The 12,820-nt window shown below is 36.6% G+C and carries 10 protein-coding genes; 3 read left to right on the forward strand and 7 right to left on the reverse strand.

What is annotated here, in order from left to right:
• Positions 1-400: 400 nt before the first annotated feature.
• The 6 genes from AW17_RS06705 to AW17_RS06730 all read right to left on the reverse strand — a co-directional run bounded on the left by AW17_RS06705 (position 401) and on the right by AW17_RS06730 (position 5,388).
• Entirely contained in the window at positions 401-928 is a 528-nt protein-coding gene (locus tag AW17_RS06705) for a KdsC family phosphatase (protein ID WP_029275353.1), read from the reverse strand.
• 71 nt (positions 929-999) lie between these two features.
• Entirely contained in the window at positions 1,000-1,242 is a 243-nt protein-coding gene (gene iscX, locus AW17_RS06710) for a Fe-S cluster assembly protein IscX (RefSeq protein ID WP_029275354.1), read from the reverse strand.
• A 98-nt stretch (positions 1,243-1,340) separates the two neighbouring features.
• Positions 1,341-1,673: a 2Fe-2S iron-sulfur cluster-binding protein gene (locus AW17_RS06715; protein WP_029275355.1), complete on the reverse strand. Its 333-nt coding sequence runs from the start codon at positions 1,671-1,673 to the stop codon at positions 1,341-1,343.
• A 40-nt stretch (positions 1,674-1,713) separates the two neighbouring features.
• Positions 1,714-2,478 carry a Rossmann-like and DUF2520 domain-containing protein gene (locus tag AW17_RS06720; protein ID WP_029275356.1) on the reverse strand — a complete coding sequence of 255 codons (765 nt, stop codon included), beginning with the start codon at positions 2,476-2,478 and terminating at the stop codon, positions 1,714-1,716.
• A 4-nt stretch (positions 2,479-2,482) separates the two neighbouring features.
• Positions 2,483-4,948, reverse strand: a complete 2,466-nt coding sequence (locus AW17_RS06725; protein ID WP_029275357.1) for a heme lyase CcmF/NrfE family subunit — start codon at positions 4,946-4,948, stop codon at positions 2,483-2,485.
• A 5-nt stretch (positions 4,949-4,953) separates the two neighbouring features.
• Entirely contained in the window at positions 4,954-5,388 is a 435-nt protein-coding gene (locus tag AW17_RS06730) for a cytochrome c maturation protein CcmE domain-containing protein (protein WP_029275358.1), read from the reverse strand.
• A 255-nt stretch (positions 5,389-5,643) separates the two neighbouring features.
• On the opposite strand from AW17_RS06730, the gene AW17_RS06735 reads away from it, so the two are divergent.
• From AW17_RS06735 to AW17_RS06745, 3 genes are all read left to right on the forward strand, one after another.
• Positions 5,644-6,324 carry a hypothetical protein gene (locus AW17_RS06735; protein ID WP_029275359.1) on the forward strand — a complete coding sequence of 227 codons (681 nt, stop codon included), beginning with the start codon at positions 5,644-5,646 and terminating at the stop codon, positions 6,322-6,324.
• Between the two features lie 200 nt (positions 6,325-6,524).
• A complete protein-coding gene (locus AW17_RS06740; RefSeq protein ID WP_029275360.1) occupies positions 6,525-8,561 on the forward strand; it encodes a hypothetical protein in 2,037 nt (678 codons plus the stop codon).
• A 69-nt stretch (positions 8,562-8,630) separates the two neighbouring features.
• On the forward strand, positions 8,631-9,974 hold the full coding sequence (locus AW17_RS06745; RefSeq protein WP_029275361.1) for a hypothetical protein: 1,344 nt from the start codon (positions 8,631-8,633) through the stop codon (positions 9,972-9,974).
• An 843-nt stretch (positions 9,975-10,817) separates the two neighbouring features.
• Here AW17_RS06745 and AW17_RS06750 read toward each other — a convergent pair.
• Entirely contained in the window at positions 10,818-12,239 is a 1,422-nt protein-coding gene (locus AW17_RS06750) for a Glu/Leu/Phe/Val family dehydrogenase (RefSeq protein WP_029275363.1), read from the reverse strand.
• Between the last annotated feature and the right edge of the window lie 581 nt (positions 12,240-12,820).

Raw genomic sequence — 12,820 nt, forward strand, 5'->3', positions numbered from 1 at the left:
ATCAATCGATTGATTAATTTGTTAACGTAAATTTCGCATATAATCTGATGTATTGCAAATTATATGTCTGAGATTTATAATCTTATTTGGAGTTACCGTCATTCTGAACTTGTTTCAGAATCTTACACGCAGAATGATATTGTTTTAGGAGGGCTTAAATTATCTGGCTGATAAAGACCCTGAAACAAGTTCAGGGTGACGGATCGCAAAAGATCTTTCGACCCCGCTCAGGATGACTATAACTTGGGCTGTCATTTCGACTGGAGCACAGCGAAATGGAGAAATCTTTAACTTAATTAGCTATTTGGATGGATGACGAAAAGATCCTTCGACCCCGCTCAGGATGACGATTCGTTATGGCACCTGTACTAATTCACCAATGACTAATTAATGAACCAATTTACATCCCCGAATCGGCAGCATTTGGATTTTCATCGTGCCATCTGCCCTGTACTTTCATTACTTTTTCGATAATATCGCGGACAGCGGTTTTGCCTCCATTGTAAGGAGAAATGAATGCAGATATTGCTTTTATTTCTGCTACGGCATCAGCCGGGCAGGTTGGAAGCCCTACAAGTTTCATTACTTTTAAATCGGGAATATCGTCACCCATGTAAAGCACTTCTCCTGCCGCAATGTTTTTATCCTGAAGATATTGATTAAAAATGGCCACCTTATCTCCTGTACGGAGGAAAACATCGGTTACCCCCAGATTGAAAAAACGCTTCCCCATGGCAATACCATCTCCACCAGATATAATACAGATGTTATACCCTCTTTTAACCGCCAATTGCATGGCATAGCCATCTTTAATGTTAAAAGTACGCAATGACTGGCCATTATCGGTAACCTGAACAGATCCATCAGTAAGTACACCATCTACATCAAAAATGAAAGTAGTGATCTCTTTTAGTTTTTGTAAAAACATTCGTGCGTTTGGCGTTTAGGGTTAAGTGCTCGGTGCAGACTCTCGACTGAGGACTCCGAACTCAGGACTAATTACTGATTATCTCTCCACTCGTAAACCCAGGCAGATTGAATTTGCTCTAAATGGCCTTCACTGCTTTCTTCGCGGGTGCCTTTAAAGTTTGGCAAGGCTAAAACCCAATCTAAAAGTTCGGTAAAGCGGATACGGTAGATTTTGGCTTCTGTAAAATCATCACCAAATTTCTCATATAAAGACATTGCAATATCTTCGTAATCGTTCCAGTAAAAAGGTAAAGCAAATTTATCGTTATTCATGTTGTTTTGTTGTTGGTTAATTGTTTGAATTGGTTAATCGGTTAACTGTTTAAATCGGCTAATCGACTCCCGGCTGAAGACTTCGGACTCCAGACTAACTAGTGTCCCATAAAGTCAGACTGATCTGGAATGGTAACTTCGATATCGCCGTTAATCACCACACATTGGCAGCCTAAGCGAGAAGTAATTTTCGGACGAACAGCTCTATCGATAAAGTCTTCTTCTTTATCAGAAATCTCTTCGATATTGTCCATACCTTTTGTTACGTATACATGGCAGGTACTGCAGCCACAAACACCACCACAGTTGTGCTGTAATTCGATTCCGTTATCCAGACAAACATCTAAAACAGATTCGCCGGCTGCTATTGGTAATTCAATAGATTCGTGATCTGCTTCTTCAAAATTTATTTTTAGTTTAAAAATGCTCATAATTATTTTGCAAAAGTAAGAAGCAAAAGCCGTAATTATGCTATTTCAGCGTTAATTTTATGCTATCGCTCAATGTTTGATAAATGTTCTGCAATTCGGGCATATCGGTTAACATGCTTAAATGCTTATTTAAAGTGCTTTCGTCGGCCCTCACTGCTGGTCCAGTCTGCACATTTTCAGGTAGATTGCTCATTACCTTATCGGTGGTTTCGGCAATTAACGGCCTGATGATTTCGAAATCCAAACCGTTCTGACTTAAAATTTTATTTGCCAAAGCATATAGGTGATTCGGAAAATTACAGGCAAATACCGCTGCAAGGTGTAATACTTTCCTTTTCTCGCCACCTAATTCGTACACCTGACGGCTAATTTTGGCTGCCAGATTCTTTAAAATCGCCAATTGACTTTCATCGTTCGCTTCGATACAAAGCGGGATATTTTCAAATGAAACCGCTTTACCTTTCGAAAAAGTTTGCAAAGGATAAAAAACACCTGCTTTTTTCACCTGTGACGATAAAATATTAATATCGGTAGTTCCAGAGGTATGCACCACCAAACCACTTACGTTTTTTAATGATTTGGATACGGTTTCAATGGCATCGTCCTTTACCGAGATAATATATAAATCGGCATTTTGTTTAACCTCATTTAAATCGCTTATGGCCTCAGCTGCTATCAAATCAGCCAATATCTTTGCATGATTAAGGTTTGGGCTATATACCTGTACCACATCTTCACCTTTGGCTTTTAATGCTTTTGCTAAATGTGTGGCAACGTTTCCCGAACCTAATAAAACGATCTTCATGATTTTATGCGGTTTTGGCCTCTTTTCTTCTTCTGAAAATTGAAAGTAAGAAACCAACAACCATTACAATAGTACCTGCCCAATATAAATTGATGAAAGGAAATTCTATTGCTTTAAAAACTACCCAGTCTTTAGCCTGCTGAGGTTTTTCAAAAATCTGAAGCTCCACTTTTTTCTCATCTGGCAATACCCTGGCAAAACGGAATTTCAAATCCAATTCATCCACTTTACGTGCGAAATCGAAAGTGTTATTTCCTTTGATTAAGAAAATAGGCTCTGTATTGTAAACTTTACCGGCAGCATTAACCTCTAATGGTAAACCAACAGCATAATCACCCTGCCCTAAAACTAAATCTTTTGCAGTAGGTTTTCTATTTAAATCCTTAACCGTAACAATGCCACTTGAGGTGTGAATGGTATCTCCTACTGAAACCTTAACAATACGCGGTGCTTTATAATTTTCATCGTCAGAATGACCTTCGTGATCATCGTGCGATGTTTTTTTAACGGCAGCACTGGTGATGTGGGTATAAACATCATAAGTAAGGTAATGTTTGGTGTCAGGAGAGGCAATTAAGCCCATTTTTTCATTCTCCTGTACATGTGGATGCAAGTTAAAATCTTCTTTAACCTTACCTTCTTTATCTAAAACTTTAAAATTAAGAGTATAAATGGTATTGGGTGCTACCGTGGTATCGGCTACATAGGTTACAGTGTACTTACCCATTTTCTTAGGTTCGTTTTTGTATAACATGATGTTCTCGCCAGGTTTTTCTACTTTTTCGAAATCTTTTACTGGAATAAATTTAGTAGCATTAATTGATAAAGGTTTGTTTGTAGCTGCAGAAATTAATGCACCTAAGATCAAAAAAGCAAAACCAATGTGTGCAATTGCAGATCCGGCCAATTTCGCCTTTCCTCCGAAAGCCTGATATAATACTGCAGCATTAGAAAGCACTGCGAACAAACAACTGAAGGTAATGAGGATGTACATGGTGTTGGTGTAAATCTCAGCCACATATACCAAACCTGCTGTTAACACAATGGAGAAAATAATTGCCGATACCAGGCTGCTATAAAATTTGCGTGGATCGGTTCTTTTGTATTTTAAATATTGAGAGAAACCCGAAATCAAAGTAATTAATACCGCAAATGGTGCCTGCCATTGATTATAGTATTTTACAGCATCTGGTGGCGGCGCGAAATTCGTACCAAAAGCTTTGTTAAACACAGGCACTGAAGTTGAACAAATAACTTGGAGGCAGGCAACTGTTACCACTAAAGCGCCAATAAACATCCAGAATTCGCGCGAATAGGTTTCCTCATCTTTGGTGGTAATTGGCAATTCTTTCCACCTTACTACAATTAAAGCAATCGCTAAAACAGCGAAAACCACATTGTATAAAATTAAGTGGCCAAACATCCCCATATCGGTAAAAGAGTGAACTGATGTATCACCTAAAATTCCACTTCGGGTTAAAAACGATGCATAAAGCACCAATAAGAAACTTAAGAATACTAAAGCAATTGCAGTAAAATAAGCATGACCTGTATTTTTATAGGCAATCATTACATGTACGGCACCAATTAGCGTTAACCATGGAATTAAAGATGCATTTTCTACAGGATCCCAAGCCCAGAAACCACCAAAGTTTAGCGCTTCGTAAGCCCAGAAAGAACCCATAATAATACCTGTACCCAAAACCATCACCGCAAAAAGTGCCCAGGGCATAGCTGGTTTAATCCATTCTTTATATCTTTTCTGCCACAAAGCCGCAATTCCATACGCAAAAGGTACAATCATACTGGCAAAACCTAAAAATAAGGTGGGTGGGTGGATAACCATCCAATAGTTTTGCAACAATGGATTTAATCCTCTGCCATCGGTAATAAATTTTAAATAATTAGCGAAGTTTTCAGGGTTTGCGAAAACTACAGGAGCCACTGATTTTAGATCCAGGGAATCTCTTAATAAGATAAATGGAGAACTTCCGATGCGCTCACCAAAAATCTCTACACCTAAAAGCATTGAAGTCAAAAACACTTGAGAGAAGGCCACAACTGTCATTACAGGACGCTCCCAGGTTTTAGCTTTCCAGATTAATAAAGTACCTAGAAACGATTGCCAGAAGGCCCAGAGCAAGAAACTTCCTTCCTGCCCTTCCCAAAAAGCAGAAATAATATAATGAATTGGAAGTTGTTTTGAAGAGTGCCAATAAATGTAACTGTATTCATTGTAGTGGCCTAGTACCAGGTAGAACAAAATTGCTCCAATACCAATTATACAGCCAAAATTAACCAAGAATCCAATCCGGCCTAAGTTCCGCCAAGATTTATCTTCTAAATTTTTATCGCGACTGGCATAAAAGTATGCGATTGTTGAAAGTAATGATGCACTAAACGCCAGCACAATAAAAAACTGCCCGATTTTACCCGGTAGCAGGTTTTCGCCTACAAATTGAATATCCATTAAAATTAGTTATATTTTTTCTCGCCGTACTTACCTACCGTGTCAACCTTACCGTCTTTATTAATTTCAACAAGGTTATCGTTATATTTAGATGGGCATTTCATTAAAATTTTCGACGCGTAAAACTTGTCTTTGTTCATCTTACCGATTAACACAAGCTTTTCAGATTTTTCGAAATCCTGCGGTTTGGTACCTGCGTAAATTACCTCTCTCACTTCTCCCTTTTCATCTTTCATGTGGAATGAAAAATGGTTAGCGTCTTTTACGGCGTCGTAATAAGTACCCATCGATTTTACCCAATAACCCATAACATGCTCTTCTTTCTCAGAAAGGGTTGCCTCTTTGAAATTAGAGTAGGTGTCGGTATTTGCGTTTAAGCTAAATAAAATCCCTACGGAAATTGCGATGGTAATCAATCCAATGATTGCACTTTTCTTCATGGTTATACTTGTTGTAAAAGCTGGCAACAAAGATAGAAAAATCGGCTTAGCTAGCATTCTTTTACATTTTTCTTGTCTTTATATTGACAATTATCTGATTTTTAAAGTAAAATATTTTCTCAAAAGCCACTATTTATAACCGATCTTAAGTAAGATCTTAAATCGTTTAAAAGTTTGGGCTGAAATTGTTAAGTTTGGACTATCAGATAATCATCCCTTTTTTACATCCCACAATAGAACATAAACCGGATTAACATGAAATTGAAGCAGTTTTATAAGCTTTTGTCATTTATCGTTTTGATACCTTTTTTAAGCTCTTGTTTTGAAGTAATTGAAGAAATTGCCATGAAAAACGATGGAACCGGCGATGTGGTACTCACCATAAACTTAAGCCAGAGCAAAACCAAAGTAGCATCGGTAATGCTTTTGGATAGCGTACAAGGCTATAAAGTGCCCAGCAAACAAAAAATTCAACAGGAATTAAATGAAGCAGTGGCCTATTTAAAAAAATCGGAAGGGATTTCTAATGTAAAAAGCACAAGCGATTTTAATAATTACATCGCAACCATTAGTTTTTCTTTTAAAGATGTTTCAAATATCAATAACATCACCAAAAATATTCTTGCCCAGCAAAAAATTAAGGCCACTAACACCTCCTCATATACTTATAACAAGGTCACCAAAACCTTTAGCCGAAAATATCAGGCAATAGGTACCGCTAAAACAGAATTCAATAAATTAAAAGCAAAAGACAAGGCAGTTTTTAACGGCGCAACTTACACCAGCATCTACCGTTTCGAATCTGTTGTAACAAGTAGCACCAATCTGGCATCAAATGTATCGAAATCTAAAAAAGCTGTAATGTTAAAAAGTAGCATCATGGATTTAATTAACGGAAAAATTAACGTATCTAATTCTATACAACTATCTAAATAAAATGAAACCAACGCCTAATCTGCGATCGTTTCATCTCCGCTGAAAAAAATTATATCTAATGAAACCATCATGAGCATACTGTTCACATACCGAGATGAATATGGTCATGATAGCTTCATAACCGCTAAAAAACAAACCGAGTAAGCGAGCTCATTGATACAATCGAAAAACAATAAACACCGAATCAATAATTATATCCAATGAAAAAAATTCTAATTGCAATCGCTCTTTTCTTATCGTTTAATCTGGCCAAGGCTCAGGATCTAGTTAAGAGAATACCTGCAAATGCCTTCACAGTTGCCACCATTAAGGGCGATAACGTATTTAAATTGATGTTTGTAAAAGATTTTAACGAATCTTTTGTAGGCAAGAAATTACTTACTGAAACTTCAAAATCACTTGATAAAAGCTTTACCAGTATAGAAGATTTCGGCATCAACCTGGAGAAAAACATGTATTACTTTAATCAGTTAAGCGATAGTATTACATATAACTGCTTTCTTATTCCGATAAAAGATGCTAAAAAATTTGAAAATCTGATTGACACCAAAGAGAAAAAGTTTACACAGCAGGGCGATATCCGTACGATGGTTTTGCCTGATAGCACGAGCATTATTAAATGGAACAACAACATGCTGTATTTTGTAACCGGAAGCATAAAAGGATCTTTCTTTGCTGATTCAGTTAAATCTGCACATTATGGGATTAAAGATATAAGGTTCCAAAGCGACGATGTAATAGTTGCTGATAGCGCGACTGTGGCTGTAGATTCTACTTACGCAACAACAGATGAGCCTATGGTAGAGGCAGTTGATACCCCTATTATTGAAAAAGTAAAAGTTGGCAAAAAATCGACGGCTAAAAAGAACACCAAAAAAACTGTCGGAACGAAAAAAACCGGTAAAAAGAAAACGGCCAAAAAATCTAAAAAAGTTGCTAAAATAGATTCAGATTTTGAAGAATCCAGAGAAGCAAGAGAATTCGCAGTCGATACTGCGAGCGCCTTGACTCCTGTTCATGGTATTGTTGATGAGCAATATGATACCTACCAACAAGAGCGTTTGGAACAAGATGCAAAGAAAAAGAGATTGGCTTTTACCTGGATGACCGCCCAGGCAGATCAGATTTTCAATGGCAGTTACGAGTCTATCGAAAACAATAAATCATATACAGCGAGTTTAGATAATAAAGCTATTGCAGAACTTTGGGTATCGAGCCTTCAAGATGTTTATAATTCGATTGCGCCAGAATTTGGTACTTACGGTAAAGCAGGCTTAATGAAAGGTTATGGCAGTTTAAATGCGAAACTTTTTATGGACGACAAGAGTTTCCGTATCTCTACAGGCTTAGAATTGGCGCAGGAACAGGCAGATGCGTATAAAAAAATCATGAACAGAAAGTTAAACAAAAACTTTTTGAAATATGTAAACAGCGAAAAAGCACTTGGTTTTATGAGCTATTCGATTGATACCAAAGCTTATCTGGAAGAATTCCCTAAATTAATGAAACAAACCTATGGTTCTTTATTGGGGGGCAAGATGGATGAAGAAATTGATCTTGGCGCTGAGCTCTTCAGTCTTTTGCTAGATGAAGAAGCTGTAAGCAAGGTAATTAAAGGTGATGCGTTATTCGTAATTAATGGATTAAACACAAAAGACGTTACTTACACCACTTACGAATATGATGATGATTACAAACAAAAAGAAATCGTTAAAACCAAGAAAGAAACGTTGCCCGATTTCCTTTTCATGTTTTCATCAGAAGATACCCGATTGATCAACAAACTGATTAAATATGGCATAAACAAAAATTATGTATCTGTTGAGAACAACATTTATAAAATATTGGAAAAGAAAAGCCCGATTGATATTTACTTTATGATTAAAGATGGTATTGTATTTTTCGGTAATTCGTTAACTGAAATGCAGGGCATTAGCAACAATCAATACAACAGCAATAAATTAAGTAAACTGCACAAACAACTATTGAGCAAAAACAATTTCAGCTTTTTATTTAATGCCAAAAACCTGGTGGGCAAAGTACCAGATTCGGAAATTGGTGGTGAAGAAACCGCCAAGAAATTTAACAGCACTTTAGAAAAAATGGGCAATGTATACATGAAATCGAACCCGATTAAGGGCAGATTGGTTTCGGCAGACATTAGTGCTGAAATTCCGAACGGACATGAAAATGCATTGAAATATCTGTTTTCTTTAATTGAAAATGCTGCTAAATAGGCAGTTGACAGTTTTCAATTAGCCATTTTCAGTTAACCGGTTAACCAATTTCAACAATTAACCACTTCTATGAAGAGATTTTTAAAAATAACAGCAGCGATAATAATATTGCTGCTTATTTTTTTTGCTGGTGTGTTCAAATACAGGAGATATGTTGCTGAGCAAACCTTAATTCCGAAAAATGCAACCAGTTTAATTAAAATTAACATTGATGAGCTTTACAAAACTCTTGCATCAAATATGCTTGGTAACCCCAGTTATTATTTCAAATCGGACTTTAAAAAAGACACTTCAAATAAGCCGGATAAATTTAATAATGGCTTAGAAATACCTGCAAGTTTATTTTTCTATACTCTACAGGGAAAATCTGGAATTTACTTTTCGCGATTTGAACTAAAGAATGTAAATGATTTTGAAAATGCTTTAAGAGATTTAATGCATTTGGAAATAACAAAAAAAACTGAGGGGATAAATGTCGCGAAATCGAAACTGGGCAATGTGGTTATTTATTACAACCGTAAAAGTGCTGCTATTTCATTATCAGTTAAAGTAGAAAATATCGATCGTATTTTGATGGATATATTAAGCCAGAAAAACTTTGTAAAGGTAACTGAGAGCAAGTATAAGTATACAGCAAAATCCTTGCAGCACATCGCTTTCGAAACTGCATTACATCAAGGATATGTTAATTTTGATAATGGAGTTGTAAATTTTAGTGATGTGGTTATCGCCAACCAGATTATCCCAACAAATACACAGAGCAACCACCAGCATAATAAAGATGCTATTGCCAGTTTGTGGCTAAATGCTGATTTCAAAAATGTATCTCATCGGGTTTTTAAAACAAAGAATTTCAGCATTGAGCCCGATAGTGTATTAAAATATTATAAAGGCAGTGTAGATTTTGATTGGTTGAGCACGATACAACAAACAGATTCTATTGTTACTTATGATTATAACGATGATTTTGAAAAAGTAGCAAAAGTAAGTCTGCAAAAAAGAGATGTACCACAATTCTCTATAGCAATACATGCTGATGCAAATGGTCTAAAAAACTATTTGGCCAAACAAAAAATTATTAATTTAGATAGCAACCAAGTTAACAAAAGTGCATTTCCGCTCTATCAGGTTTTCGTAGAAAGCGATCAACAGAATGTTTATTTCGGAACAAAAAAGCAGATGACTTCCAAAAATGGATCTGTTCCCTCTCCAGATTTTTTCTACTTCTTTGTTAATTTTGAAAAGCTGAATAAGCAATCAAACATGGGCCAGTTTAACAATTATCTTAAAACATACAAAACACTTCAGGTTACCGGAAAATTAATTGGTGGAAAACAGATGCAGTTTGACGGGAACTTAGTACTAATGAATAAAAATATTAATTCGCTTTATCAGATACTTAAAGGGATATAAATACTTTTTGTTTTCCTTTTCAACGTTTGGTGGCTCACCAAACACGGATTCAAAATATTTCGTGTTTTCCTGCTGATTTGAGTTAATTTACACAGATTAAAGCTGCCTGAAGGATAACGGTAATCCTTCGACAAGCTCAGGATGACAATGTCTGTTCTTAATCCGTGTGTTTGGTGAGCCACCAAACATGAATTCAGATTAGTCATCCTTGTTATGCAATTGCTAACTATACTTTGTACCTAAACCTGATGGGACGGATGCCGATCCTTCAATCGGCAGGAGGTACAGCAGGGCCAACCCAGTCCAATGAAATATAGCGCTTCATTTCTAAAACTAAAAATATATTTATTATTTGGAGCGCACCGCCTGTACAAAACAAAAAGTTTCATCCCGTTTTGCGTTTTTACGCTTCGCTTCCTCGTGCCTCGTTGCTGCAGGGTAACACTCCAACCGGGGCTAAGCAGCTAAGACAGTGTTTCATTTTAGGGTTGCATGGTGCACAAACCCCGGTTCCTAAACCCGACAATAGCGGCAGCCTCCGATTTAAGCACCAGTTTATGTTATATTTGGTGTGCTTGCTTGTTTCACAGGTTTTCTATCGGAGCTATAGCAAATGGCAGGACTGCAACCCCGCCAAGAACCACAATCCATTCGTTTTCTTATTAAAAAACTATCGATTTCGTTTGGAGCGCAATGCTTCTGCAAATCAGTAAATTTCTTTGCGCTTCAAGCCACTATGAAGATTTTGAACAAAAAAACCTTACAGATTTTAGAACTGTAAGGTTTTTTTATTCATCGCTGAGGGAAAGCCTTAAACCTTCTGCCTTCCTACCCCAAGCCTTATTATGGCCAAACGCCTAAATTCATGTAAGAAACCGCAATTTTATCGATTGAATTTACAAAAGCAGCTGTTCTCAATGTTTGAGTTGCTGGTTTGTTCATTAATGTTTCGCGGATTTCGTGGTAAGAATGGATCATGGTATCTTCTAAACCAGAGTTTACCAATTCCATTTCAGATGCACCTTTAACAATCATTAAACGGTGTTCTGGAAGGATCGTTTTACCCGTTAAGTTTTCTAAAGTATTGATCAGATTGGCATTTGAGTTAGCTGCATAACGGTTCTCCATACGACCGAAAGCCACGTGAGAAAGGTTTTTCAACCACTCGAAATAAGAAACGGTAACACCGCCCGCATTGCAATACATATCAGGAATGATGATACCGCCCATTTCGGTAAAAATTGTTTCAGCTTCTGGCGTTGTTGGACCATTTGCACCTTCGGCAATAATTTTTGCCTTGATATTACGGATATTTAGCTCGGTAAATTGGTTTTCTAAAGCTGCAGGAACAATGATATCGCAATCTTGCTCTAAACCTTCCATCGAATTTTTAAAATCTTTAGCGCCTGGGAAACCTAAAATTGAACCCGTGTTTTTACGGTGTGCAAAAACCTCATCAACATTTAATCCGTTTGCATTGTAGATAGCACCTTCAAATTCGCATAAACCTACAATGGTAGCACCAAATTCTGCCAAGAATTTAGCTGAGTGGTAGCCCACATTACCTAAACCTTGAACGATTACTCTTTTATCGCCTAAACCAGCTTTAAAACCTATTTTAGCCATATCTTCTGCCACTTCTACACATTCGCGCACGGCATAAGCAACGCCACGTCCTGTAGCTTCTTTACGGCCACGGATACCATGTAAAGCAATTGGTTTACCAGTTACACAGCCTAAAGCATCTAACTGACCAGGATTCATGGTCATATAAGTATCGGCAATCCAGCTCATTTCGCGTTCGCCAGATCCATAATCTGGAGCAGGAACATCGATACCAGGACCAATAAAATTTTTCTTAATTAATTCTGTAGTATAACGGCGGGTGATGGTTTCTAACTCGGCAACACTGTATTGTTTAGTGTTAATTTTAATACCACCTTTTGCACCACCAAATGGAACGTTAACAATGGCACACTTGTAAGTCATTAAGGCTGCAAGCGCCATAACCTCATCTTCGTTTACCATTTCACTGTAACGGATACCACCCTTAGTAGGACTCATGTGGTGAGAGTGTTCTACACGCCATGCATCTATTACTTCAAAACCGTTTCCGCGGCGGATTGGGAATTGGAAACGATACACACTATTACATGTTTTAATCTGGTTCAATAAACCTTCTGGATGATTGGTGAATTGAGCCGCACTGTCAAAGTTCTTACAAACATCTGCAAAGAACTTGTTCTCGTCTGCTAGATTAGCCATTATTTATTTTTTATATTGAATAAGTTTTCGGTGCAAAATTGCCTAAAAAAACTGCACATATCCAAATGCAAAAAGACTTAGTGTAAAGCAAACACCATTCTATTTTAGCCTAAAATTAGTTTTTGTACCCATTGGAGAAAACTGTCTAAAAACTTACCCCAAATACATTTAAACGTAGATATCTTAGTCGGCCAATCCTATAAAATGATTATTTTTATAGGTTTTATCACAGGTTATTTTGATCTAAAAAAAATTATAAAAAAAATATTCAAAATAGCCTTTTATTGCAACGTTCAATAAATAGAAGCTAAAAAACAGATCAATATTACGAATATTGCAAATACGAATAAAAACAGGATATAAAAAAAGTGACCAATTGTGTTGATCACTTCTTAAAGTTAACCTAAATCGTCCCGTTGATTTAATTTATAACTAACCAAACTTGATCAATAAATTACCAAAAAACAATACTGTGATGTAGGTATTTTATGTGGTTACTGCTCTGTATTTTTAATTAGGGCTTTTAAAATTAGCAAAAATCTCTTTTACAATGAGATAAATACAAAAAAAAAGACAAATTT

The organism is Pedobacter borealis DSM 19626 (genome assembly GCF_000708285.2).
Taxonomy (GTDB): domain Bacteria; phylum Bacteroidota; class Bacteroidia; order Sphingobacteriales; family Sphingobacteriaceae; genus Pedobacter; species Pedobacter borealis.

Excerpts from the sequence above, each read along its gene's own strand:
- AW17_RS06705 (WP_029275353.1), bottom strand. The coding sequence starts at position 928 with ATGTTTTTACAAAAACTAAAAGAGATCACTACTTTCATTTTTGATGTA.
- iscX (WP_029275354.1), bottom strand. The coding sequence starts at position 1,242 with ATGAATAACGATAAATTTGCTTTACCTTTTTACTGGAACGATTACGAA.
- AW17_RS06715 (WP_029275355.1), bottom strand. The coding sequence starts at position 1,673 with ATGAGCATTTTTAAACTAAAAATAAATTTTGAAGAAGCAGATCACGAA.
- AW17_RS06720 (WP_029275356.1), bottom strand. The coding sequence starts at position 2,478 with ATGAAGATCGTTTTATTAGGTTCGGGAAACGTTGCCACACATTTAGCA.
- AW17_RS06725 (WP_029275357.1), bottom strand. The coding sequence starts at position 4,948 with ATGGATATTCAATTTGTAGGCGAAAACCTGCTACCGGGTAAAATCGGG.
- AW17_RS06730 (WP_029275358.1), bottom strand. The coding sequence starts at position 5,388 with ATGAAGAAAAGTGCAATCATTGGATTGATTACCATCGCAATTTCCGTA.
- AW17_RS06735 (WP_029275359.1), top strand. The coding sequence starts at position 5,644 with ATGAAATTGAAGCAGTTTTATAAGCTTTTGTCATTTATCGTTTTGATA.
- AW17_RS06740 (WP_029275360.1), top strand. The coding sequence starts at position 6,525 with ATGAAAAAAATTCTAATTGCAATCGCTCTTTTCTTATCGTTTAATCTG.
- AW17_RS06745 (WP_029275361.1), top strand. The coding sequence starts at position 8,631 with ATGAAGAGATTTTTAAAAATAACAGCAGCGATAATAATATTGCTGCTT.
- AW17_RS06750 (WP_029275363.1), bottom strand. The coding sequence starts at position 12,239 with ATGGCTAATCTAGCAGACGAGAACAAGTTCTTTGCAGATGTTTGTAAG.